This is a genomic window from Tamaricihabitans halophyticus (assembly GCF_004340875.1).
Taxonomy (GTDB): domain Bacteria; phylum Actinomycetota; class Actinomycetes; order Mycobacteriales; family Pseudonocardiaceae; genus Tamaricihabitans; species Tamaricihabitans halophyticus.
The window spans coordinates 284,221-308,493 of record NZ_SLXQ01000001.1; the positions used below are offsets into that span (position 1 = coordinate 284,221).

The window sequence follows — 24,273 nt, forward strand, 5'->3', positions numbered from 1 at the left end:
CGCCGCAGCATGACCGCGCGGGCTGAAGAACTCGTTACCATAGCGACAGAACCGGCATGGTGCCCGCTGCCTTCGGTGCTGAACCCAGCGCGCGACGAGGCACAGCGACGTGCACAGGACTGGGTTGACCAGTGCGGCCTTGGCGATGACGCGGCGGAACGGGCGCGATTGCTCGCCGCGCATCGATGAGCGTGGTGCCGGCCGCACCCCGCGAGCAGGTGGACGACCACGTTCCGCAATCGATCGCTTGGTGGTGGACCGAACCGAACATCGGAGTACCAGCCAGCGAGAACCCGGTGACGGCTTCGAGCCCATGACACACACCCCGAGATCGCAATCTTTAGGGATCTTGCGACATGGCCGGTAACCGGGACGGGGTATGGCCAGCCCTACCGCGAGAACTGCGGCCAACGCCATGGAACGGCCCACCACCGTTAGGAAGACTGTGCGGCGTACCTGAAGCGCGCGACTACCGGGGGTTTGACCACCGCATGGACGTCTATGACAGGGACGGCGCGGCCGATGCCGTTCGCCTTGACTCGGTGCGCAAGGTATACGGCAAAGGCGATTCCGCCATCGTCGCGCTCGACGATGTCACGATCGGCTTGCCACGAGGAAGCTTCACGGCCGTGATGGGACCGTCCGGTTCGGGCAAGAGCACGCTGCTGCACTGCGCGGCGGGTCTGGATCGGCCGACGTCCGGCTCCGTACTGCTGGACGGCGAACAGGTGGACAAGCTCAGCGAAACCGAGCTCACCAAGCTTCGCAGGGAGCGGATCGGATTCATCTTCCAGGCGTTCAACTTGCTGCCCGCGCTGACCGTCACGCAGAACGTCACCGTGCCGCTGCGGCTCGCCGGCCGGAAGCCGAACAAGGACAAGATGCGGGACGTGCTCGCCGCGGTCGGGCTAACCGAGCGTCGCAATCACCTGCCCGACCAGCTCTCCGGTGGCCAACAACAGCGGGTCGCGGTCGCCCGTGCGCTGATCACCCGGCCCGCGGTGATCTTCGCCGACGAGCCGACTGGCGCGCTCGACACCCGCACCTCCGCCGGGGTACTCGCGTTGCTGCGGGACACCGTGCGCGCGCAGGGGCACACCATCGTCATGGTCACGCACGACCCGGTGGCCGCCTCCTACGCGCATTCGGTGGTGTTCCTCGCGGACGGCCAGATCGTCGGCAACGATGTCTCGCCGACCGTCGACTCGGTCGCCGAGCGGATGGCTCACCTCGGCGAGCAGGTGGCCGAGAACCGCTCCGTGCGCACGCGGAACCGCTGACATGTTCGGCATCGCCCTGCGCACGCTCCGCAAACGCACCGGCAGTTTCGTCGCCACGTTCATCGCACTGTTGTTCGGCACCGCCCTCGTCGTGGGCTGCGCGGGGCTGCTCGAATCCGGGATCACCACCGCGGTCGCACCGCAGCGTCTCGCGGAGGCGCCGGTTGTCGTGACGGGAGCGCAGAGTTTCCAACTACCGCAGGACGATCCGGACGCCCCGCGTGATCCCGACGACGAACTCGACACCCAGGAGGCCACGCTCCCCGAACGAATGCGGCTGGACCCGAACCTGGTGTCAACGCTGAAGAAGGTGCCGGGGGTAGCCGAAGCGGTCGGCGACATCTCGTTCCCCACCACCGTGGCAGGCGACGGTGTCGCCACGACAGGGCACGGCTGGGATTCCGCCGCCCTTACCCCGTACAGACTCGATGCGGGCACGCCACCGGGTTCCGGCGATGTTGTCCTCGACCGCGACACGGCGGAGCGCACCGGACTCACGGTCGGCGATCGTGCCGACGTCTCGGCGCGCGGCGACAGCACCGGGTTCCGGGTGTCCGGCATCGCGGCTCCGGAAGCTGGCAACACGCCAAGCACCTCCGCCCTGTTCTTCACCGGCACCGACGCCGAACGACTATCCGGAAACACCGGAAACGTCGACGCCATCGGGGTTCTTTCCCAACCCGGCACCAACCGTGCCGAGCTGAGCGCCGCGATCGAGTCGGCGCTCGCGGGCACCCCCGCGACGGTGCTGACCGGGGACGAGCGGGGTCTCGCCGAGTTCCCCGAGGCCCAGGACCGCAGTGTGGACCTGATCTCGCTGTCCGCGGTGTCCGGCGGGATGGCCACCGCGGTGGCGATGTTCGTCGTGGCGAGCACCATGACCCTGTCGATCCAGCATCGTCGCAGGGAACTCGCACTGTTGCGGGCGATCGGCGCGACCCCCGGCCAGGCACGCCGGATGGTGATCGGTGAAACGTTGGTCACCGCCCTGCTCGCCGGTGCGCTCGCGGTACTCCCCGGAATACTGCTCGGTGATCGGCTGTTCGGACAGCTGACCGCCAATGGTGTTGTGCCGCAAGCCATGGAGTACCGGCAGAGCTGGATCTCCGTGCTGTCCGGCGCGGGTGCCGTCTTGCTCGCGGCGCTGCTCGCCGCATGGGTCTCCGGGCGCCGAGCGGCCCAGTCTCGTCCCGTCGACGCGCTCACCGACGCGGCCATCCCGCGCCGGTGGGTGACCGCGTTCCGGGTGATCACCGCGATTCTCTGCTTCGGCGGTGGTTTAGCGCTGTTCATCGTCACCGTCGCGGTAATGACGGGGCCCGTCGCCGCCAGCACCGCGGGGCCGTCCGTGCTGCTGTGGGCGATCGGGCTCGCGATGATCAGCCCGGGCGCCACCCGAATCGCCGCGGCCGTGCTGCGTCCACTGCTGCGGCTGGTCACCGGGGCGGGCGGGTACCTCGCCGTGCTCAACGCCCGGTCCCGCGTGGTGCTGGTGGCTTCCGCGGTCACGCCCATCATGCTCGCCGTTGGCGTCACTACGGCGAACATCTATCTACAGACCACACAGGACGAGATGAGCGAACGCGCCCGGACCGAGAGCCTGCGGGCCGACGCGGTCGTCAACTCCGCGCCATCCGGTCTGCCCGCTGATCTGCTACCGAAGATCCAGTCGCTTCCGGGTGTCGCCGGTGCCTCGGAAACGGCGGACAGCAGGGTGTTCGTGGTGGATCCGTTCGAGGGGACACAGGATGACGAGGGGTTCCCCGCGCTCGGCCTGACGGGATCGGGCGCCGCGGCGACCACGTCGATCCGGCTGACGGAGGGCGATCTCGCCGACCTGACCGGGAACACCGTCGTGTTGCCTTCCGAGTACGCGAAGATCCTCGGCCGCGGCGTCGGGGACACCATCACACTGCGGATGGGTGACGGCAGCACGGAGGACGTCCAGGTCGTCGGCATCGCCGACCAGTCCGAGGACGAGGATCAGCGATTCCTGTTGCCCGCGCGGTTGCTCGCGGCACACACCACCGACGGGGTGGCGACCACCATCCTGGTGCGCGCCGAGCGGAGCACGGATCCGGCTCGGCTGCTCACGTCGGTGCGGCAGCTCACCGCGGACCAGCCGGGCATCGCCGTGAGCGACCGCGCGGCGGTTCTCGCGACACAGGCCGAGGACCAACGCACCGGCGCTTGGGTCAACTACCTGATGAGCGCGATGATCACGGCCTACACCGTGATCGCCGTAGCGAACACGCTCGTGATGGCCACGGCCCGGCGGCGAAGGGAGTTCGGCCTGCAACGGCTCACCGGTTCGACCCGTGCCCAGGTGATGCGCATGATGGGGATCGAGGGCGTTCTCGTCGCGTTGATCGGAATCCTGCTCGGCACCGTCGTCGCCGCACTCGGCATCATGCCATTCACCCTCGTGGCAAGTGACTCCATCATGCCCTCCGGTCCACTGTGGATATATTTGACCATTGTCGGGATCGCGGGCTTGCTCACGTTGCTGGCGACCTTGGCCCCTACCTGGTCAGCCACCCGCGCCGCGCCCGTCGAAGCCACGAACGATCTGTCCTGAGCCCGACCGTCGCCAGCGCACGCACGAATTCGACAAACCCAGCCAAGGAGACAAAGCGGACACCAGCCTCCCTGGCTTCGACCTGTTCCCGGCCGCGGAGTGCTCATGAGGCGGCAGGATTACCTGCCGCCTCATGAGCTGAGCCTGTGCCCCCGACCGGATTCGAACCGGCACTTGAACCGTTTTAAGCGGCTTGCCTCTGCCGTTGGGCTACGGGGGCAGGTAGCAGCCTAAGCGCCAAACTCGATCCAGTCTCCGGGTTTCGGCAAAAAGCTCACCGTGACTTAACCCGCACGTGTGATGTCAGGTACGGGTCGTCCGGTCGAACTCCGCCTTCGGGTCGTTGATCTGCCCGAGCGAGATCGCCTCCCGCCGGAAGAGTCCACCGAGCAGCCAGTCCACGGTGATCCGCGCCTTGCGGTTGAACGTGGGCATCCTGCTGACGTGGTACGCGCGGTGCATGCCCCAGGCGATGAAGCCCCTGGCCTTGATGTTGTAGACATCCGCGACGCCCTTGTGCAGACCGAGGCTCGCCACCGAACCCACGTTCTTGTGAAAGTACTCCTTCGGCTTCTTCCCGCGCAGCACGGCCACGATGTTCTTGGCCATATGTTGTGCCTGCCGGACCGCGTGCTGGGCGTTCGGGGCACAGGTAGCGGTCGGATCATCGGCCGTTTTGGACAAATCCGGCACCGCGGCGTTGTCTCCTGCGGTCCACGCGTCCGGCATGCCTTCGATTTGCAGGGCCGCCGTCGCCTTGACCCGCTTACGCTGATCCAGCGGCAGGTCCGAGGTCTTGAGCACCGGGTTCGCCTTCACGCCCGCCGTCCACACGATGGTGTCGCTTTCGAACTCGTTGCCGTCCGACAGCTCCACCTTGCCGCCTTCGAAGGACTTGACCATGGTGGACAGGTTGACCTCGATACCGCGCTTTTCCAGCTGCAACACGGTGTAGACGCCAAGGCTCTCGCGCACCTCGGGCAGGATCCGGCCGGCTGCCTCGACCAGCACCCAGCGCAGATCCTCCGGTTCGATGTTCTCGTAGTACCTGGTGGCAAAGCGCGCCATATCCTCGAGTTCACCGAGCGCTTCGATCCCGGCGAACCCGCCGCCGACGAAGGTGAAGGTCAGCAACCGCTTGCGCAGCTCAGGGTCGGTCGTACTGGAAGCCTGGTCCAGTTTGCTCATCACGTGGTTGCGCAGGTAGATGGCCTCGCCAATGGTGCGGAAGGCAATGCCCTGCTCGTTCAACCCCGGAACCGGCAACAACCGGGCGACCGAACCGAGCGCGACGACCAGCACGTCGTAGCCGAGCTCGTCGATCTGACCATCCGGCCGCTCCACGGTGACCTTACGCTCGCCGTGCTGCACGTCGGTAACGCGCGCGGTGAGCACATGACAGCGCTTGAGCACCCGCCGCAGCGGCACGACCACGTGCCGAGGCTCGATCGAGCCGCCCGCCGCCTCCGGCAGGAACGGCTGGTAGGTCATATGCGGCTGCGGGTCCACGACCGTCACCGACGCCTCGCCGGCCTTCAACTTCTTCTGCAGGCCAAGCGCCGCGTACAGGCCGACATAACCGCCGCCGAGAATCAGGATCCGCGTGGGTTCCCGGTTGATCGCTGCCATGCCTCAATCGTCTCACCCAGGGCAAACCTACGCAGGTCAGCCCATCGCAGATGTGACCGCAATCGCTTGCCAAGCAAGGTCTCGCGGCCGGTAATTGACATGCAGCCGTGCGGCTGCCTATCTTTTGTTCATGCAGCCGCACGGCTGCATATTGATCGATCGACATGAGGAACATGGACGACGTCTTCCGAGCATTGGCCGATCCGCACCGACGGCGGCTACTCGACAGCCTCAATGCCCGCGGCGGGCAACGGCTGTACGAGCTGTGCGCGAACCTGGACATGGCCCGGCAGTCGGTCAGCAAACACCTCGCGGTACTCGAGGCGGCCAATCTGGTCACCACGATTCGCCGCGGCAGGGAGAAGCTGCACTACCTCAACGCCGCACCAATCCAGGCGCTCAGCGATCGCTGGATGCGGCAGTACGACCGGCGGCGCGCCGAAGCGCTTGCTGACCTCACCCGAGCATTGGAGGAACCGCCCATGGCCGAACAGGCCTTTGTGTACACCACGTTCATCAAGACGACGCCCGAGAAACTGTGGCAGGCGCTCACCGATCCGGCGTTCACCAGTCAGTACTGGGGCGTCACCTTCGAAACCGACTGGCAGCCCGGGTCGCCGATGGTGTGGAACGAGAACGGGAGCCGGATCGTCGATCCTGGCCAGACCGTGCTGACGGCCGAACCGTATCGAAAGCTTGCCTACACCTGGCACGTGCCGACCGAGGAATGGGGCGTCGCGGTCGGTATCGATGAATCGCTGCGGTCGAAGTTGGCCACCGAGCGTCGATCCAAAGTGACCTTCACCCTCGAACCCTTCGGCGAGACGGTCAAACTTACCGTCGTGCACGATGATTTCCCGCCGGAAAGCACCATGCGCGAGATGGTCAGCGGCGGTTGGCCACACCTGCTTTCCGATCTGAAGACCCTGCTGGAGACCGGCGAGACGCTTCCGCCGGTGCCGGCCGAGGCATGGCAGAACTAGCCGAAGGAGTCGTGATGTCCACATCGAACAAGCACGCGCCGCAAGTCACGGCCTCGACGCTGATCCGCCGGCCGCCGGCCGAGGTGTTCGCTGCCTTCATCGATCCGGTGCATACCACGAAGTTCTGGTTCTCCAAGAGCAGCGGGCCGCTTTCGCCGGGCGCCGAGGCGCACTGGGAGTGGGAGATGTACGGGGCACAGGCGAGCGTGCGAGTCGCGGAGTTCCAGGAAGCCGAACGGCTCGTCGTCGACTGGACCGGCACCGACGGGTTGCGCACCGAGTTCCGGTTCGTGCCGCACGCCGATGGCACGGTCGTCACGGCGATCGAATCCGGTTTCACGGGCACCGCTGAAGAGGCCATCGCCTACGCGATCGACTCGACCGGCGGCTACACCACCGCGCTCTGCGGCGCCAAGGCACTACTTGAGCACGGCCTCGAACTCGGCGCCGTACGCGACAAGTTCCCCGACGCCTGGGTTCAATAGCCACGCTAACCCTAAAGAACGCGGTTACCGTGCTCCGCCCTGGCGGCGGACGTCACGAGACTCTGTCGCGATACGAAGCTGATCAGCAATAACGGAAACTTCGTTCAGCTCACCTGCCGACACCTGGATGACGAACGTATACGCTTCGTCATTGGTGAGGGTCAGCCGGAAGCCGTTGACACCAAGGAAAGCAATCGTCGCCGCGAGCGCCAGCCGCTTGTTGCCGTCGACAAGGGCGTGGTTGCGCGCAAGAGAATGCAGCAACGCCGCTGCCTTCTCCGCGAGGTCGTGATAGGCATCCGCGCCGAACACGGTTGTTCGTGGCCGCGCCAGCGCCGCTTCCAACAAGCCGTGATCCCGGATCTCTGGCTCGTCGCCGAGCGTCCGCCTGGCGACATGATGTAATTCAGCCAGCGTCAAGTAGATCACCGCCCGAGCCGCTCCAGAGCCTCGGCGTAACGCGGCAATTCCTCATCGAGCACTTCGTCGAGCAGCTCGACACGACTGTGGTTCTCCACGTATTCACGAACCGCCTGCCGCGCCACCTCCTGCATCGAACGCTCCTCAAGCTCCGCACGTCGGCGCAGTGCAGCCGCTTCGTCATCCGAGAGCCGCAAGGTCATAGGCATGCTCGTATGATACCACTACTGATACCAGTAGTCGCTCATCGTAAGCCGGCGGCGTCGCGGGCCTCGGCGAGTACGGCTTCGAGCATCGCCGGGGTGAGCCGACCCGTATAAGTGTTTTGTTGTGATGGGTGGTAGCAGCCGAACAGTGACAACGGCTCGGCACCATCCCGCGCGGTGAGCTCGACCCGTACCCCGTGTCCGAACTTTGGCCTCGGCCGGGGAATCTCCCAGTCAGCCGCGTCGAGCACGGGCAGCAGCGCCTGCCAACCGAAGCCGCCGAGCACCACGATCGCGCGCAGTCCCGGTCGCAGTAGCGACAACTCGCGCGCCAGCCATGGCCGGCAGGTATCCCGTTCCCCCGGTGTCGGCTTGTTCGCCGGCGGCGCGCAGTGCACCGGCGCGGTGATCCTGGTGCGGTGCAGCCGCAAGCCGTCATCGCGGTGCGTGACGGTGGGCTGCGAGGCGAGACCGACCGTGTGCAACGCCGCGTACAACACATCACCGGACCGGTCACCGGTGAACATCCGCCCAGTGCGGTTCGCCCCGTGCGCGGCCGGCGCCAACCCCACGATGGCCAGTGCCGCATCCGCTGGGCCGAACCCGGGGACCGGCCGGCCCCAGTACTCCTGACCGGCGAAGACCGCGCGCTTCACGCGCGCCACCTCCTCCCGCCAGTCAACCAGCCGAGGGCAGGACCGGCAGTCGGCGACGGCGGCGTCCAGCTCAGCAATATCGTGACAACCATTAGCCGTCCGCGAAACGGCAGACCTTTTACTCGGCACGCACGTAGGCTCTCAGGCATGGCCGATGAGCAAAACCAGGACACCGACAAGCCGGAGCCCACCAAGCCCGCCGAGACCCCGGTGGATGATCTAGTCACCACGCAGCATTCGATCACGATCAAGCGCCGCAAACTCGCCTACACCGCGCAGACTGGTCGGGTCGTGCTGCGCAAGGAAGTCACCACGGATGGCAAGTTCGAGGGCCACCTCGCCAAAGCGGAGGTCTTCCTCACCGCCTATACCCTGGACGGTGCCGAACCCGGCTCGCGGCCAGTGACGTTCGCCTTCAACGGTGGCCCCGGTTCCTCCAGCATCTGGCTACACCTCGGGGTGCTCGGTCCGCGCCGCGCGGTCTCCGGCGACGTGAACGATCCGGAACCTCCGCCATACCGGCTCGCGGACAATCCGCAGACCCTGCTCGCGCACAGCGACCTGGTGTTCATCGACCCGGTTTCCACCGGTTACTCGCGCGCCGTCACCGGCGAGCAACCCAAGGACTTCCACGGGTTCACGCCGGATATAGAATCCGTTGGCGAGATCATTCGGCTGTGGACCTCGCGTAACGGGCGCTGGCTTTCCCCCAAGTTCATCGCCGGCGAGTCCTACGGAACCCTGCGCGCGGCCGCGCTGGCCGCGCACCTTCAGGATCGGCACGGATTCTTCCTCAATGGACTGTTGCTGATCTCCTCGGTGCTGGATATGGGCACCATCGTCTTCCACGAAGGCAATGATCTGCCGTACTCGCTGTACCTGCCGACCTACGCGGCAATCGCGAACTATCACGGCAAGCACGGCGATCGGCCGCTCGACGAAGTACTCGCCGAGGCCGAGGAGCTTGCCGACCGCGACCTTCCGGTCGCCCTGCGGCGCGGCGCTCGGCTGGACGCCGATGAGCGCGCCGAGTTGGTGGCACGGATCGCCGAGCTCACCGGGCTCAGCGCGGACTATGTGGACCGAGTGAACCTGCGGATCGAACACATCAGGTTCTTCACCGAGCTGCTGCGCGCGGAAGGCCTGACCACCGGGCGGATGGACGGCAGGTTCACCACCTGGGAGCCGGACGGCGGCAGGGAGAAGATGAGCGACGATCCGTCGATCTCGCGCATCATCGGGGCGTACTCGGCGGCGTTCAACCACTATGTGCGCTCCGAGCTTGGCTACGCCAACGACCTGCCGTACGAGATCCTGTCGATAGATGTGAACAGGGCATGGTCGTACTCCGACTTCGAGGGCCGCTCGGTGTCGGTTGTGGACCAACTGGGCGCGGCGATGCGCGCGAACCCACACCTGAAGCTGCATGTGGCGCTCGGCCACTACGACGGAGCTACCCCGTACTTCGCGGCCGAGTACGTACTCGCACAACTGCCCATTCCGGATTCCTTGCGGGACAACATCGAAACCGCGTACTACCCCGCAGGGCACATGATGTACGTGCACGATGACAGCCGCAAACAGCAGGCGGCGGATCTCGCGGACTTCGTCAACCGAGCCGCGAACAGGTAGCCGCCCCCCGAAACGGGACTCGGGGGCTCGGCCTCAGACCAGGGAGAGTGCGATGCCATCCAGGATGTCGTGCTCACTCACCCGCAGCTCGGTGATTCCGGCGCGGTCGGCGAGTTGCTCGGCGAGTACCCGTACGACCAGTGCGCCGCCGGCGATCACGTCCACCCTGCCCGGGTGAATCGTGTTGATCGCGGCCCGCTCGTCGTGGGTCATACCGAGCAGCCGATCGGTCGTTTCCCTGATCCCGTCAAGCGAAAGCCGGGAAAGGTGGATGCGCTCGGCGTCGTAGGCATCCAACCGCATCGCGACCGCGGAAAGTGTGGTGACCGTGCCGGCTACGCCGACGAAGGTTTTCGCCCCCTGTACCGGCACGGTTTCGAAGGCTTCGGCAAGCTTCTCGCTGGCGAAGCGCTCCGCCTCGGCTACCTGCGCGCTGGTCGGCGGATCATCGGACAGGCACCGCTCGGTGATCCGCACACAGCCGACGTCGACCGAACGCGCCGCGGTGACCTCGGCGCCAGCCTGACTCGACGTGCCAAGCACCAGCTCGGTCGAGCCGCCGCCAATATCGGCTACGACGAACGGGCCCTCCGCCGGGTCCAGGTCGCCGACCGCGCCGACGAAGGACAGCTCGGCCTCGGTGTCGCCGCTGATCACCTCGGCTTCCTTGCCAAGCAGCTCGGCGGTCATCGCGAAGAAGTCCTCACGATTGCTGGCGTCCCGGGTGGCCGAGGTGGCCACCATCCGAGCCCGTTGCACTCCCTTACGCCGCAACACATTGGTGTAGTCGGCAAGGGCCGCCCTTGTCCGCTCAATGGCCTCGGGAGCGAGCCGGCCGGTGGCGTCCACACCCTGGCCAAGTCGGACGACCCGCATCTCCCGATGCACATCGCGCAGCCACGAGGTGCCGTCCTCGCGTTCGGTCACATCCGCCACAAGCAGCCGGATGGAGTTGGTCCCACAGTCGATTGCCGCAACCCTTGCCATAAGCGCCACCCTACTGGTTAGCGCGTTCAGCAGGGCGGCAACTGCGGTGTGCTCGGCGTTGTACTAGACGGTGGAGTACTCGAAGGTGGAGTACTCGACGGCGGTGTACTCGACGGCGGCGTCGTACTGGACGGCGGGCTGGTGGGCGTACTTGATGACGGCGGCGTCGTGCTGCTGGATGGTGGGTCCTCCGGGGTGCTCGGGATACAACTCGGCGGCGGTTGGCTGGAGCTCGGCGGACTCGTCGTCGATGGCGGCGGTGTCGGCCTGCTCGTCGGCGGCTGTGGCCGCGGCGACGTGGGCCGGTCCGGACTGCCCTGCGCCGCCGCCTGCTGCTCCACCGGACGAGTCGCGCTGTCCGGCAACGGTTGCACCCGCTCCGCGTAGGCCGCGGCCCAGATCAACACCGTCCGCACGTAGTCATCGGACTGGTTGTAGCGGAACACCGCCCGCGCCTGCTGGCGCTCATCGGAGAGATCCGCGCCGTTGGCACACAGGAAATTGCCCGCGGCCAGGGTGGCGTCGTACATATTGTGCGGATCGGCAGCGCCATCGCCGTTGCCATCGACGGCGTGGTTTCGCCAGGTGCTCGGAATGAACTGCATCGGCCCGACGGCACGATCCCAGGTCCGGTCACCGTCCAGCTCGCCACCGTCGGTATCGGCGATCCGCGCCACCCCGTCACCGTTCAACTGGGGGCCAAGGATCGGCCGCAGGCTGTTGCCATCGGCGTCCAGTTGACCACCGTTGGCGTGATTCGACTCGATTCGCCCGATCGCCGCCAGCAACGACCAGTCAAGCTTGCAGGCCGGAGTGGTCATTTCGATTCGATCGGCCGCCCGCTGATAGGCACGCATCGCCCCGCCGGGGATGCCGAGCGGACCTTCTGGCAGTTCGAGGAACGGACCGGCGTCGGCGACCAGCTGATCCAGGTCATCGGCGGAGGCCAGTAGATCCTCCGGTAGCTCCGCCAGCTCCGGTAGCTCACCGTTGGCGGGCAGTTCGACGGCCTGCTCGTCGATCATCCGATAGCGCTCCCCGGTGGCATTCGTCCACGTCTGCGCACTACCCGTACTGAGCACGACCACGCCCGCGACGAGCCCGAAGGCCACCAAGCCGACGGTGAGCTTGCGCAGCAGCCGGTCCTGCTGACCCGTTTCGCTGCTCATCGAACCTGTACCTCCCCCAGCTATCTCCCTGACACCTAGCGTGCCGCAGCTACCCCGGGACGCGCATCCTCAGCGCGTACGAGAGGCACACCGGTAACGAGAATTACCCCGTCCGGCCCAATACCAACGGCGGGAAAGCAGGTCTAGCCGAGCCGAGGGCGCCCGACCTACTCTCGAGTTATGACGGCAGTACAGCACGGCTCAGACGCAGCGGCCGAGGTCACCGGGTTTACCACCCATGAGGTACGCAATCAGCCACCAAGGCTGGTCGACTACCACCCGCTGGACTGCGATCCGGCGCTGGTCACGGCGCTACGCGCGTACGGGGCCGACGAATGGTTGCCCGAGCTCGGCGAGCTCGGGCGCACCGCGGCCTCCGCCGAGGCCCGCGAGCACGGCAGGTTGGCCAATGAGTTCCCACCCCGGCTCTACACCCATGATCGCTACGGGAACCGGGTGGACGAGGTGGAGTTCCACCCTTCCTGGCACTGGCTGATGGAGCGCGCGGTCGGGCACGGGCTGCATGCCGCCGCGTGGGCACCGGACGCGCCCGCGGGCGCGCATCTGCGCAGGGCGGCGGCGTTCTACCTGTGGTCGCAAGTGGAGCCAGGGCACGCCTGCCCGATCTCGATGACCTACGCCGCGGTGCCCGCGCTGCGCTACAGCCCCGAACTGGCCGCCCAGTTCGAACCCGGCCTGCGGTCCCGGGTCTACGATCCGGGGCTGCGCGAGCCGAGCGGGAAGGCCGGGCTGCTTGCCGGGATGTCGATGACCGAGAAACAGGGTGGCTCCGACGTACGCGCGAACACCACGACGGCAAGCGCCAACGCCGACGGCAGCTACCGGCTCGTCGGGCACAAATGGTTCACCTCCGCGCCGATGAACGATGTGTTCCTGACGCTGGCGCAAACCGAGCAGGGCGTGAGCTGCTTCCTGCTGCCGAGGGTGCTGCCGGACGGCAGCCGCAACGCACTCCGGATCGCGCGACTGAAGGACAAGCTCGGCAACAAGTCGAATGCCTCTGCCGAGCTGGAGTACACCGGCGCGATCGGTTGGCCGGTTGGTGAGCTGGGGCGCGGGGTGCGCACGATCATCGAGATGGTCTCGGCCACGCGGCTGGACTGTGTGCTCGGCGCGGCCGCGAACGTCCGGCACGGACTGTCCGAGGCCGTACATCACGCGCGCTATCGCAGCGCGTTCGGCGCCAAGCTGATCGACCAGCCGGCGATGCTCCCCGTGCTCGCCGATCTTACCGTGGAATCGGATGCGGCGATCGCCCTCGCGATGCGCCTTGCCCTCGCCGCGGACAACGCGCGCGGGGGCGATGCCAGCGAGGCCGCGCTGTTGCGGCTCGCGCTGCCGGCAAGTAAGTACTACGTGTGTAAACGCGCGCCCATCGTGCTCGCGGAAGCCTTGGAGTGCTTGGGTGGAAACGGGTACGTGGAGGAATCGGGAATGCCCCGGCTGTATCGCGAGGCGCCGTTGATGTCCATCTGGGAAGGCTCGGGCAATGTCACCGCGCTCGATGTGCTGCGCGCACTCGCGAAGGAACCCGCGATAGCGGACGCTCTACTGTCCGAATTGGACGCTAGCGTGGGGTTGGACGCGCGGTTCGACGCGGCGGTTGCCGAACTGCGCACCGAGCTCGCGGGTGCCGAGCAGGCACGGGCGCGCAAACTTGCCGAGCAGATTGCCCTGTGCTTGCAGGCGGCGCTGCTGCTCCGGCAGGGCCCGACCGAGCTCGCGGACGCCTTCCTGGCCACGCGGTTCGGTACGGCGCGCAATACGCTTGGCATCCTCCCGCGTGGGCTCGCTGTGACCGAGCTGGTTGATCGGGTAACACCCCAGGTCACCGTGGGTGAGCGCGTTCTTTGAGGTTAGCGGGGTTGGGGCGCGCAGGAGCCGGTCGGCCAGTGCTCCTGGATCCGGCGGAGGGTTTCGTCGCCGACCGGGTTGATCCCGGTGCCGCTTGCCAAGCTGTGCGCCAGGTGCACGTGTAGGCATTTGACCCTGGTGGGCATCCCGCCCGCGGTCACCGTGGTACCCAGCGATTCGATCGCATCGCGTTCGGCAAGGTAGGCATCGTGCGCCGTCTGATAGGCGGCGGCCAGCTCCGCGTCGGTGTCCAGCCGTTCGGTCATCTCGCGCATCAGCCCGGCCGCCTCCAGCGTGCTGGTCAGCGAGCACAACCGGGGACAGGTCAGGTAGTAGAGCGTCGGAAAGGGAGTTCCGTCAGCCAACCGGGGGCTGGTCTGCACGACGGCGGGATGTCCGCTCGGGCAGCGTGCCGCGATCGCACGCAGCGCACGCGGCGGCCTACCCAGTTGTTCGGCGACCACCGCGCGATCGGCTTCGTGTACTGCTTGGAGTGCCACCTAGTTACCCGTCATATCGGACCAGAGTTCTTCGTACCACGCCTTGCTCGGCGCGGGCCGCGGCTTCTCGTCGTTACCGCCGCCCGCGCCCTCATCGCCAGGCAACTGCACGATATACGGCGTTTCTCCGGGCATTACGTACCGGAGTCGTTCCCGTGCCTCGGCCTCGATCTGCGTCGGGTCCTCTAGCTGTGCCTTTCGATTCTCCAGGCGTTCCACCTGCTCCCGCAGGTTCGCCGAACGCTGCTCCTGAACGGAGACTTCCGCCCGCTGGGTGAGATAGGTGCGCAGCGGCACCGCCAAACTGAAGGCCAGTGCCGCCACCACGAGCACCAATACCGCGGCCCGTCGCGTGTTGAAGAAGCCGGACGAGGCCAGCCGTTGCCACAGCCGGTTCCGCCCGACCCATCTGGCCACGGCGTTCTTGCCCCCGGCCCGCTGCTTCACCCGCGACGACACGGCTCAGGATTCCGGGCTGAACCGAGGGAAGGCCAGGTCACCCGCGTAGCGGGCGGCATCACCGAGGGTTTCCTCGATTCGCAGTAGCTGGTTGTACTTGGCTACTCGCTCGCTGCGCGCTGGCGCGCCGGTCTTGATCTGGCCAGCTCCGGTCGCCACCGCGAGATCCGCGATCGTGGTGTCCTCGGTCTCCCCCGACCGGTGACTGATCATGCTCTTGTAGCCGAACGAGGTGGCAAGCGAAACGGCGTCCAGCGTCTCGGAAAGCGTGCCGATCTGGTTCACCTTGACCAGTAGCGCGTTGGCCACTCGGCGGGAGATCCCGTCCTCCAACCGCTCCGGGTTGGTCACGAACAGGTCATCACCGACCAGCTGCACCGAATCGCCAAGCGAGGCGGTCAACTGCTCCCAGCCAGACCAGTCGTCCTCGCCCAATGGGTCCTCAATGGACACCAGCGGGTAGGCCTTGACCAGTTCGGCGTAGTACTCGCTCAGCTGCTCGGCGCTACGCTTGCTGCCTTCGAAGGTGTACACCGAATCGGCGTAGAACTCGGTTGCCGCCACGTCGAGCGCGAGCGCGATATCCCTGCCGGGCACATAGCCGGCCTTCTCGATCGCCGACATGATCATGTCGAGCGCTTCGCGGTTGTTACCGAGCGAGGGCGCGAACCCGCCCTCATCGCCGAGCCCGGTCGCCAGCCCACGGTCACGGAGCACCGACTTGAGCGCGTGATAGGTCTCGGTGCCCCAGCGCAGTGCCTCGCGGAAGGACTCGGCGCCGATCGGCGCGATCATGAATTCCTGGATGTCCACGTCGGTGTCGGCATGCGCACCGCCGTTCAGGATGTTCATCATCGGCACCGGCAGCACATGGCCGTTCGGGCCGCCGAGGTAGCGGAAGAGTTCCAGCCCGCTGGTCTCCGCGGCCGCCTTGGCCACGGCAAGGGACACGCCGAGGATGGCGTTCGCGCCGAGCCGGGACTTGTCCGGCGTACCGTCCAGGTCGACCAGCTTCTGGTCAACGATGCGCTGGTCAACCGCGTCGATGCCAGCCAGTTCGGGGCCGATCTCGTCGAGCACCCCAGCGACGGCGCGCTCCACCCCTTTGCCGAGGTATCGACGCTGTTCCCCGTCACGCAACTCAACCGCTTCGTGCTCCCCGGTCGAGGCACCAGATGGCACGGCCGCGCGCGCCAGTGTGCCGTCGTCGAGTGCCACCTCCACCTCAACGGTGGGATTGCCCCGCGAATCGAGAATCTCGCGTGCACCGACCTGCTCGATGACCGCCACGCCTACTCCTTCACCCCGTCTGGAAATCAGCAAGTGCTACCCGCCGAAAGGGTAGCGGGCCACCCGGTTCGCCCGGTGGAGGCACGCACAAATGATTCGGAAACGGACGGTCACGGATTGGCTGGTCGACGTCACCCCGCCGCGTCAGCTTGGCCACCGTCGGCAAGCGTGCGCCCACTACCTGCTACGGCGCTCCCGGAGGGGCAGGGCGAGCAATCCGATAGATCAACACCGACTCGATCACCACACAGAAGGAGGTCGAGAAACGCGCACGGCCCGGGTACCGTCACTACGATTATGGCGGACGATTCAGCAGCGTCGGGCCCATCCCCGGCGGATCAGGAGAACCCGCTCGCCGCGTACCGCAAGGCGGAGTCCTTGGTACGACGCAGGCCACTGGCCGCACTCAAGGCGCTCGAACCCGTACTCCGCGTCGATCCAGACAAGCCAAGCGTCCAGCTACTGGCCGCGCGGGCGTACTTCCACTCCGCTCAGCTGAATCGCGCCGAGCGGGCGTTCAACCGGGTGCTTGAACTCGACCCAGCGGATCACTACGCGCGGTTCGCCCTCGGCCGGACACTGCAACGCCTCGGCCGGCTGGTCGAGGCGCTTGGCCAGCTGCGCATGGCCTCGGCGATGAACCCGGTACCCGAGTACCAGGAAGCGCTCGGCGAGGTCAGCGCCCGCATCGCGGTGCAGCGCGGCTGATATCGCCACGCTCAGTAACCGCGTTCTTTAAGGTTAGCGAGGATCAGCTGGCGCGGGCGTAGGCATCCGCGCCGCTGAACACGTCTTTCCCGTAGGACACCGATTCGTTGTAGGTGAGTACGGCCTGCCACCAGCCACGCCCGGTGCCCAGGTCGGTCCCCGAAGCGCACAGGTAGCGCGCGGCGGACAACGCCGCGTCGTCCACGTTCTGCGGATCGGCCGCCGCCCCGTCCCCACTGGCCCGTTCGCCCCAGCGGGCCCACGTAGTCGGCAGGAACTGCATCGGCCCGACCGCCCGGTCATAAGTGGTATCGCCGTCCAGCTCGCCGCCGTCGGTGTCCCTGATCTCCTTGACTCCTTCGGAACCATCCAGTGGTGGCCCGATGATCGGCGGCGAAACCGTACCGTCCGCGGCGAGCGTGGCACCACCGAACTGGCCATGGTGCGACTCCTCCCTGCCGATCCCGGCAAGGGTCGCCCAGGACAGCCGGCAGCTTGGCTGCTCAGCACGCAGGGTCGCCTCGGCCCGTACGTAGGCGTAGACGGCCCGCTCCGGAATATCCGTGTTCTCCGTGACACTCCGTGCCCATTCGGCGAGTTGATCCCGCTCGTCCCGCTGGGCGCCGCCCAACTCCGGTGGCCGCGACGCGTTCGGCGGGGCTGACTCCCAGGGCGCGACATCCAAGGGCTCGACAAAGAAGCCGGTTTCGGCCACCGCTGACTCATCCGGATCATCGCGACCGGAAATCAGCACGACTCCGCCCACGATGACCGCGCCGAAAGCGGCTAGCAGCAACACGCCAAGGATTGCGCGAGCCGCTAGCCGCGGCGGTCTCGGAGGCTCTTGAACAGGATCGGTCACGCCAACCAGGCTACGTGGTGGCGCGGAACACCCCGCTTACAACGGCGGCGGCTCCGGCATACTCGCCGCCGGCGTACGCTCCAGCTCCGCCAGCGCCAGCTCGACGGCGGTGTTCAGCTGCGGGTCCCGTCCGGCCGCGTAGTCCTGTGGGGTCTGCACAACCTCGACGTCCGGCTCCACCCCGTGGTTCTCCACTCCCCAGCCGGGGCCAGCCAACCAGGTGGCGTACCTGGGTTGGGTCACCAGCGTGCCGTCCACCAGGTGGTAGCGCATATCGATGCCGATCGTGCCGCCCCAGGTCCGCGTGCCGACGACCGGCCCAATGCCCATCGCCTTGATCGCCGCGTTCACGATATCGCCGTCCGAACCGGAGAACTCGTCCGCGACCGCCACCACGGGCCCACGCGGCGCATCACTCGGATAGCTCGTCGCGTGGTAGCCGTCCCGCCCGGTCTGCCAGCCGATCACCTTCCGGGCGAGTTTTTCCACCACCAGCTGGGAAAGATGCCCGCCTCGGTTCTCCCGGACGTCCACCACCAGCGCTTCGTTGCGCACCTCTACCCGTAGATCGCGGTGCAGCTGCGCCCAACCTGGCGCCAGCATGTCCGGCACATGCAGGTAGCCGACCCGGCCACCACTCATCGCGTGCACGTGCGCCCTGCGGTCCACCACCCATGCCTGGTAGCGCAGCGGCATCTCGTCCAGCAGTGGAACGATCACGACCCTGCGCGGCTCACCCCCGCCGGCCGGCCGCACGGTCAGCTCGACCGGCTTGTCCGCGGTACCAGCCAGCAACGGCGCGGGCCCAGTCACCGGGTCAACCGGTCGGCCGTCCACGGCCAACACCGCATCGCCCTGCCGGATCCCCACACCCGGCGCGGACAGCGGCGAACGCGCCTGCGGATCGGAGGTATCCCCTGGCAGGATCCGCGCGATCACCCAGCTGCCGCCGGCCTCCCGCCGCAGATCGGCACCGAGCAGTCCCTGCCGGCGTTTCGGATCGCCGCCGCTGCCGGGAGGCACCACATAGGCGTGCGAGGTCGCCAGTTCGCCCTGCACCTCCCAGAGCAGGTCAACGAACTCGCTCCCCGAGCCGACCCGGTCGACCAGCGGGCGGTACCGGTCTAGTACGGCCGACCAGTCCACCCCGCCCATGTCCGCGCGCCAGAAGTGATCCCGCATCAGCCGGCCGGCCTCGTCAAAGGCTTGCGGCCATTCCGCCGCCGGATCCACGGTGACCCGCACCCTGGACAGGTCCACGTCCACCCGGTCGTCCGAGTCATCCGAGTCGACCTTCTTGTCCGCAGGCTGCACCCGCAGCTTTCCGTGCTCGCGCAACACGATCCGGGCACCGTCGCCGCTGACCCAGTACTCCTCCACGTCGTCCACAAGGGACTCGGCCTTGCGCTTGTCCAAGGCGAACCGCTCGAGCGCGCACGGTTGACCGTCCTCGGTCGAACCAGCCAGGTCATCCCCGAGCACACCGCTGACCTGCTCACGCAGCCACAGCAAGCCGCCCTTTGCCGCCCGCAAACCCACGTAGCGAGCCGCGGGCACCGGGAAGGCGACCGCGCGCTCGGTCAGCCCGTCGATGTCCAGCCTGGTCCGCGGCGAGCCCGAGTCCCCGTCGCTTTCCCCTTCACTCTCGCTCTCGTCCCCGACCGGCCGGCCATCCAGCTGCGGGGCGAACGGCGAAGGCGTGTCCGCGGCCAGCGGCACCAGATACGGTCGAACCCCGTTCGGGAACGCGAGGTCGAAGACGTGCGCGTCGTAGATCGGGTCGAAGTTCCGCGCGGAGAGGAACGCCAAGTACTTACCGTCCACGGTGAACACCGGGTCGTAGTCCACGAAGCGCATCGTCGTGACGTCTACAACGGACAGGTCAGTAGTGTTCGCCAGCTTGATGTGCCGCAACGGATCCGGGCCCGGATGCGACCAGGCGAGGTAACCGGAATCCGGGGAAAAGGTAAGTCCCGCGGGATCCTGCTCGGTTCCTCGGTCTACTTCGGATAGTTCACCGGAGTCGACGTCAATCAACAGTACCCGGCCGTCGTGACTGATCACGCCCAGACGCTTACCGTCCGGCGAGGCAATCAACTCGAGCACCCTGCCCAGCTTGCCGGCGGCGAGCCGCCGGGTGCTGCCACCCGGTTCCAGACCGGTGGTCGGCACCACTTCCAGTGCGTCATCGCCGTCCACATCACTGACCCAGGCAACCAACCCGCGTTCGCCGAGTACCTGTGGCAGCCGGGCGCGTACCCCCGGCCGCACGGACAGCGCGCGGACCGGACCATCCCGATGGCTGAGCCAATGCACCGTGCCGCGCACCTCGACCGCGCTTGCCCTACCCGTGTGATCCGAGCACAGTTCGTTCAGCTCGTCGGTTGCCGCCACGGGGAAGGGCTGCCGAGCAACCTGTGGCCCGCCCAGCTGGATATCCACCTTGCGCGGCTGCGCATCCAGCCCGTCAAGCAGCCAGACATCGCCCGCGCAGTGGTAGACCACCCGCTCGCCGTCGGTGCTCGCGTTCCTCGCGTAGAACTCGTGTTCGGTATGGCGACGCAACTCGCTGCCGTCCAGCGCGCAGGAGTACACATTGGCGACGCCGTCATGGTCGGAGAGGAACACCACCCGCTCGCCAAGCAACATCGGCGCGCTGAGGTTGCCATCCAGATCGGCGGCCAGCCTAGTGAACTCCCCGGTATTACCCTGATCCACCCACAGCTTTCCGGCCGTACCACCGCGGTATCGCTTGCGCCAGGCGGCATCCTGCGAAATACCCGCGGACACCAGCACGGTCGCGCTCGCGCCGACCGCGATCCCGCCAACCGGCCCGTAGGGCAACCGTCGAGCGGGGCCGCCGTCCAGTGGCACGGCATACGCCCAACTATGCCGACTTGACGTCTCGCCAACACAGCTCAGCGCGAGCACTTCGGTGTCGGAAAGCCAGCCGTGCACCGAGGTCCGCACATCGCCCCAGTACGTCAACCGCCGGCTCCCGCCGCCGTCCGTATTGGCCACCTGAACTTCCGGCTCGACATCCCGAGCACTGGTCCAGGCAATGCGGGTCCCGTCCGGGGAGAGGCGAGGATAGCTCGCGGTTACCCGGTCCGCGGACAGCCGCCAGGCACGTCCGCCGGTAATCGGTGCCAGCCACACATCGTCTTCGGCCACGAAGGTCAACAGGTCGCCGGCAAGATGGGGAAATCGGAGATACGCGTCGGTCACTCGCGCCACGCTATCCCTTCACCCGATCATGGCGCAGCGAACCCGCCGAATTCATCCGGCGCACACAGGCACGCACCGGATACGAGCGGCTACGCTCACGGTGGAGGTGCCATGAAGTACAACATCAACAGCATTCGCGGAGACTTTCCCGCACTGGACGAGGGGGCCGCACACTTCGATGGCCCTGGCGGCGTGCAGGTGCCGCGCCAGGTCGCCGATGCGGTAGCCCAGGCCCTCTGCTCGGCGATCGCGAACCGGGGCACCGTCACCGCGGCCGAACACCGCGCGGAGGGTGTGGTGCATGCCGCGCGTGCGGCGATGGCCGATCTGCTCGGCGTAACCGCCTCGGGAATCGTGTTCGGTCGCAGTATGACCCAGCTGACCTATGACTTCGCCCGAACGCTCAGCAAAGACTGGCTACCTGGCGACGAGATCGTGGTGACCCGGCTCGACCACGACGCGAACATCCGCCCGTGGGTGCACGCCGCCGAGCCTGCCGGAGTGGCCGTGCGCTGGGCCGATTTCGATGCGGCTAGCGGGGTGCTCGCGCCGGAGGCCATCGCGGAGCTGCTCACGGACCGAACCAGGCTGGTCGCGGTAACCGGGGCGAGCAATCTGCTTGGCAGCCGTCCCGACGTGGCGCGAATCGCGGAGCTGGCCAAGGCGCGTGGCGCGCTGGTGTATGTGGACGGAGTGCACCTGACCCCGCATCTGCCGGTAGACGTCACGGAGTTGGGCGCGGACTTCTTCGCCTGTTCGCCGTACAAGTTCCTCGGGCCGCACCACGGGGTGGTTGCCGCCGAGCCGGCACTACTCGACACGCTGCGGCCGGACAAACTGTTGCCGGCCACCGACGAGGTACCGGAACGCTTCGAGCTCGGCACCCTGCCGTACGAACTGCTCGCCGGTACGACGGCCGCGGTGGATTTCCTCGCCGGGGTTTGCGCACGGCCGAACATCCCTCGGCGGCACCAGATCACTGCCAGCATGCAGGCCCTCGCTGAGCACGAGGAAGCGATGCACGCGAAGCTGGAAGCTGGGTTGGCGAATATCTCCGGGATCCAGTGTTACGGCGCGCCGGATCGGGTCCGCACGCCGACCACACTGTTCTCGGTGGCCGGGGTGCCGAGTCCGCAGGTGCACAAACTGCTTGCCGAACGTCGCGTGAACGCCCCTGCCGGCTCGTTCTATGCGGTGGAGTGTTCCCGCTGGCTCGGGCTCGGCGATGGCGGCGCGGTGCGCGCAGGGATCGCCCCGTACACCAACGAATCCGATGTGGACCGGCTGCTGGAGGCGTTGACCGAGATCGCCGAAAACCCATCCAGGTAGCCGCGTTCTTTGAGGTCAGCGAGGCCAGTAGCGGCGCCAGCCGTCGGCTTCCAGGGTTTCCGGGTTCACACCAGCGGCACGTGCCGCGCGCTCGGCCGCGCGCACGTTCTCGGCGAACTGTTTGGCCACCGCGCGCGACTCACCCTCGGGCTCCACACCACCGCGTTTGGCCGTCGCGGCAAGCCGGAACAACCGGACCGCCGCGGTATCGCCATCCGGCAGCAGGTCGAGCGGAATACCCGCCCGCCCGGTTCGGCTGGCCAGTTTGGCCGCCAGCGCGAGCGCCGGCTGACCGAGCGCTACCCCGTCGACCACCGATTCCCTGCGCTTTTCCTGCTGCTTCAGCTCCTGCCAGCGCAGCTCCTGGGTGGCCGCGTCGCGGACGGCCGGATCACCGCCGGCGAACACATGCGGATGCCGACCGACCAGTTTGCGCACCAGCTCGGCCGCGACGTCGTCGATATCGAACGGATCGGTGGGGCGCTCGGCGGCCAGCCGCGCGTGGAAGATGATCTGCAGCAGCACATCGCCAAGCTCCTCGCGCAGTGCCTCGCGGTCCCGCCGTTCGATCGCGTCGAGCAGCTCGTAGGTTTCCTCGACCAGGTACTGGCACAGCGAATCGTGAGTCTGCTCGGCATCCCACGGGCACCCGCCAGGATCCCGCAGCCGGTCGAATACGGCGACCGCGGAGGCTACCGAAGCGCCGGACACCCGGGGCGGCTCGATCAACCGCGCGCCCTCGGCGCACAGCGCGACCGCGGCCGGATCGTCGGCGCCGATCGCGAGCACCGCGATCGGGCCCCGTGCCGCGCGCCGCAGTAGCACCGGATGCTCCGGCTCGCGAAGCGCGCCGAACCGTTTCGCCAGCTGCTCGGGAACCGCGGCGCTGGCATACAGCTCGGCGGCGGCGCGCAGCGCCGGTACCGCTTCGGGCGCCATGCCGTGCGGCTCGTCGAGGCACACCACGACGGTGCCCTCGACGACACCCGACATGGTCACTGGTTGCTGTTGGCGGTCTTGCGCGCCGGGAATTCCTCGCCGAGCAGTTCATCGTCGCTTGGCGCGATCGTCATCCCCACCTGGTCCCATACGCCGTAGCGCGGGCTTACCTGCACGCCAAGCTCCTCGGCGATCGGCGCGAGCATGCGCACCCCGACCTGGTACATCATCTCCGGGCTTGCCTGCTGCGCCGCATCCGCGCCGCCGCCCCTGGCGTTGGTGTTCCGCTCGTGAATGAACGCGACCATCCAGCCGGCCTGCTCCCTGCTCGGCTGGAACGCGACCGCGGTGTTCTCCGGCGTGCCGAACAGGGCACTCGCCGCGAGCTGACCGGCGCCATCGGCACCCATGCTCTCCGCGAGGGTGAGTTTCTGCCTGGTCTGCGCCGGCGGCATGGAACTCGCGTCGGTAATCAGCTCACTCGCCCGCTCCGGTTCGGCCGCCAGGTTCCTGGCCAACTCCTTGGCCTGCTGCTCGGCGGTGTTACCCGGCTGCTCCTCGGTGATCACCGCGGCCGAGAAGTCCACCTCGAGCTTGCTCAGGTAGCTACGTCCCAGTTCCTCGATGAGCAGCTGATCCCGCGCCACCTCACGCAGCCGCTCTGGCGGCACGCCAACTGCCTTCGCGGCCTCTTCTTCGCCACCAGCGGATTCCACCAGCTGCTGGATCTGCCCGGAGTCCACCCGCAGGTTCTCTCGCTGCTGCGCGACCGCGAGCAGCTCATGCAGCACCCGCGCGGCCACCGCGTTCCGGGAGAACTGGTCCAGGTTGCCCTGGTCCTTCGCCTGCTGCGCCTGCGGCACGTTGTCGATCATCCACTGGATCTCGTACTGCACGTCGCCGAGCGGTATCGACTTGTCCCCGATGATCGCCGCGGAGTTCACCTGGCTGGGGCCGGACCCACATGCGGTGAGCAGGAAACCAAGCGCGGTCACCAGGACGAGCAGTGCCCGCGTACGCGCGGGGCGGCGAATGACTGTCCTCACACCGGACACCTT

At 67.3% G+C, this 24,273-nt stretch carries 22 protein-coding genes and 1 tRNA gene; 9 read left to right on the plus strand and 14 right to left on the minus strand.

The features are described 5' to 3' along the window. The first annotated feature begins 9 nt into the window (after window positions 1–9). The 3 genes from EV191_RS01375 to EV191_RS01385 all read left to right on the plus strand — a co-directional run bounded on the left by EV191_RS01375 (window position 10) and on the right by EV191_RS01385 (window position 3,858). Entirely contained in the window at window positions 10–189 is a 180-nt protein-coding gene (locus EV191_RS01375) for a hypothetical protein (RefSeq protein ID WP_132874950.1), read from the plus strand. A gap of 302 nt (window positions 190–491) precedes the next feature. Continuing rightward, window positions 492–1,280, plus strand: a complete 789-nt coding sequence (locus EV191_RS01380; protein ID WP_132874951.1) for an ABC transporter ATP-binding protein — start codon at window positions 492–494, stop codon at window positions 1,278–1,280. A 1-nt stretch (window position 1,281) separates the two neighbouring features. Continuing rightward, entirely contained in the window at window positions 1,282–3,858 is a 2,577-nt protein-coding gene (locus tag EV191_RS01385) for an ABC transporter permease (protein ID WP_132874952.1), read from the plus strand. Between the two features lie 147 nt (window positions 3,859–4,005). On the opposite strand, the gene EV191_RS01390 is transcribed toward EV191_RS01385, so the two are convergent. Both EV191_RS01390 and EV191_RS01395 read right to left on the minus strand, forming a co-directional pair. Continuing rightward, window positions 4,006–4,078, minus strand: a tRNA-Leu gene (locus EV191_RS01390). 83 nt (window positions 4,079–4,161) lie between these two features. Further along, a complete protein-coding gene (locus EV191_RS01395) occupies window positions 4,162–5,487 on the minus strand; it encodes an NAD(P)/FAD-dependent oxidoreductase (protein WP_132874953.1) in 1,326 nt (441 codons plus the stop codon). 173 nt (window positions 5,488–5,660) lie between these two features. Here EV191_RS01395 and EV191_RS01400 point away from each other — a divergent pair, with 173 nt between their 5' ends. Together EV191_RS01400 and EV191_RS01405 are read left to right on the plus strand one after the other, a co-directional pair. Beyond that, entirely contained in the window at window positions 5,661–6,470 is an 810-nt protein-coding gene (locus tag EV191_RS01400; protein ID WP_132874954.1) for an ArsR/SmtB family transcription factor, read from the plus strand. Between the two features lie 14 nt (window positions 6,471–6,484). Continuing rightward, window positions 6,485–6,955 (plus strand): SRPBCC domain-containing protein, encoded by a 471-nt coding sequence (locus tag EV191_RS01405; RefSeq protein WP_132874955.1) that lies wholly within the window; start codon window positions 6,485–6,487, stop codon window positions 6,953–6,955. Window positions 6,956–6,979: 24 nt separating this feature from the next. Here EV191_RS01405 and EV191_RS01410 read toward each other — a convergent pair whose 3' ends face one another. The 3 genes from EV191_RS01410 to EV191_RS01420 are packed head-to-tail and all read right to left on the minus strand — an operon-like array spanning window position 6,980 to window position 8,366. Then, complete coding sequence (locus EV191_RS01410; RefSeq protein ID WP_132874956.1) at window positions 6,980–7,384, minus strand: type II toxin-antitoxin system death-on-curing family toxin; 405 nt, start codon at window positions 7,382–7,384, stop codon at window positions 6,980–6,982. Next, the gene (locus tag EV191_RS01415; protein WP_207894365.1) at window positions 7,381–7,584 is read right to left on the minus strand and encodes a DUF6290 family protein; all 204 of its coding nucleotides are present in this window, start codon (window positions 7,582–7,584) and stop codon (window positions 7,381–7,383) included. The genes EV191_RS01410 and EV191_RS01415 overlap by 4 nt, the downstream gene beginning before the upstream one ends. Window positions 7,585–7,619: 35 nt before the next feature. Continuing rightward, window positions 7,620–8,366 carry a uracil-DNA glycosylase gene (locus EV191_RS01420; RefSeq protein WP_132874957.1) on the minus strand — a complete coding sequence of 249 codons (747 nt, stop codon included), beginning with the start codon at window positions 8,364–8,366 and terminating at the stop codon, window positions 7,620–7,622. A gap of 18 nt (window positions 8,367–8,384) precedes the next feature. Between EV191_RS01420 and EV191_RS01425 the strand changes: the two genes are divergently transcribed. Then, entirely contained in the window at window positions 8,385–9,869 is a 1,485-nt protein-coding gene (locus tag EV191_RS01425; RefSeq protein ID WP_132874958.1) for a S10 family peptidase, read from the plus strand. Between the two features lie 33 nt (window positions 9,870–9,902). Here the strand turns inward: EV191_RS01425 and EV191_RS01430 are convergent, their stop codons facing one another. Together EV191_RS01430 and EV191_RS01435 are read right to left on the minus strand one after the other, a co-directional pair. After that, complete coding sequence (locus EV191_RS01430) at window positions 9,903–10,856, minus strand: Ppx/GppA phosphatase family protein (protein ID WP_132874959.1); 954 nt, start codon at window positions 10,854–10,856, stop codon at window positions 9,903–9,905. 26 nt (window positions 10,857–10,882) lie between these two features. Further along, window positions 10,883–12,025: a lytic transglycosylase domain-containing protein gene (locus tag EV191_RS01435; RefSeq protein ID WP_132874960.1), complete on the minus strand. Its 1,143-nt coding sequence runs from the start codon at window positions 12,023–12,025 to the stop codon at window positions 10,883–10,885. Window positions 12,026–12,205: 180 nt separating this feature from the next. Between EV191_RS01435 and EV191_RS01440 the strand changes: the two genes are divergently transcribed. Then, on the plus strand, window positions 12,206–13,900 hold the full coding sequence (locus EV191_RS01440) for an acyl-CoA dehydrogenase family protein (protein WP_132874961.1): 1,695 nt from the start codon (window positions 12,206–12,208) through the stop codon (window positions 13,898–13,900). A gap of 2 nt (window positions 13,901–13,902) precedes the next feature. On the opposite strand, the gene EV191_RS01445 is transcribed toward EV191_RS01440, so the two are convergent. The 3 genes from EV191_RS01445 to eno are packed head-to-tail and all read right to left on the minus strand — an operon-like array spanning window position 13,903 to window position 16,149. Beyond that, entirely contained in the window at window positions 13,903–14,400 is a 498-nt protein-coding gene (locus tag EV191_RS01445; RefSeq protein WP_132874962.1) for a DUF501 domain-containing protein, read from the minus strand. Further along, a complete protein-coding gene (locus EV191_RS01450; RefSeq protein WP_132874963.1) occupies window positions 14,401–14,859 on the minus strand; it encodes an FtsB family cell division protein in 459 nt (152 codons plus the stop codon). Between the two features lie 3 nt (window positions 14,860–14,862). Continuing rightward, window positions 14,863–16,149: a phosphopyruvate hydratase gene (gene eno / locus EV191_RS01455; RefSeq protein ID WP_132874964.1), complete on the minus strand. Its 1,287-nt coding sequence runs from the start codon at window positions 16,147–16,149 to the stop codon at window positions 14,863–14,865. 297 nt (window positions 16,150–16,446) lie between these two features. Between eno and EV191_RS01460 the strand changes: the two genes are divergently transcribed. Then, window positions 16,447–16,857, plus strand: a complete 411-nt coding sequence (locus EV191_RS01460) for a tetratricopeptide repeat protein (RefSeq protein WP_132874965.1) — start codon at window positions 16,447–16,449, stop codon at window positions 16,855–16,857. 43 nt (window positions 16,858–16,900) lie between these two features. Here the strand turns inward: EV191_RS01460 and EV191_RS01465 are convergent, their stop codons facing one another. Together EV191_RS01465 and EV191_RS01470 are read right to left on the minus strand one after the other, a co-directional pair. Beyond that, window positions 16,901–17,656: a lysozyme family protein gene (locus EV191_RS01465; RefSeq protein ID WP_341539588.1), complete on the minus strand. Its 756-nt coding sequence runs from the start codon at window positions 17,654–17,656 to the stop codon at window positions 16,901–16,903. 99 nt (window positions 17,657–17,755) lie between these two features. After that, window positions 17,756–20,947, minus strand: coding sequence for a S41 family peptidase (locus EV191_RS01470; protein WP_132874967.1), 3,192 nt, complete (start codon window positions 20,945–20,947; stop codon window positions 17,756–17,758). Window positions 20,948–21,058: 111 nt separating this feature from the next. On the opposite strand from EV191_RS01470, the gene EV191_RS01475 reads away from it, so the two are divergent. Then, on the plus strand, window positions 21,059–22,276 hold the full coding sequence (locus tag EV191_RS01475; RefSeq protein ID WP_132874968.1) for a cysteine desulfurase-like protein: 1,218 nt from the start codon (window positions 21,059–21,061) through the stop codon (window positions 22,274–22,276). Between the two features lie 15 nt (window positions 22,277–22,291). On the opposite strand, the gene EV191_RS01480 is transcribed toward EV191_RS01475, so the two are convergent. Then, entirely contained in the window at window positions 22,292–23,269 is a 978-nt protein-coding gene (locus tag EV191_RS01480; protein WP_132876073.1) for a nucleoside triphosphate pyrophosphohydrolase, read from the minus strand. Between the two features lie 2 nt (window positions 23,270–23,271). After that, window positions 23,272–24,261, minus strand: coding sequence for a hypothetical protein (locus EV191_RS01485; RefSeq protein WP_132874969.1), 990 nt, complete (start codon window positions 24,259–24,261; stop codon window positions 23,272–23,274). Window positions 24,262–24,273 lie beyond the last annotated feature (12 nt).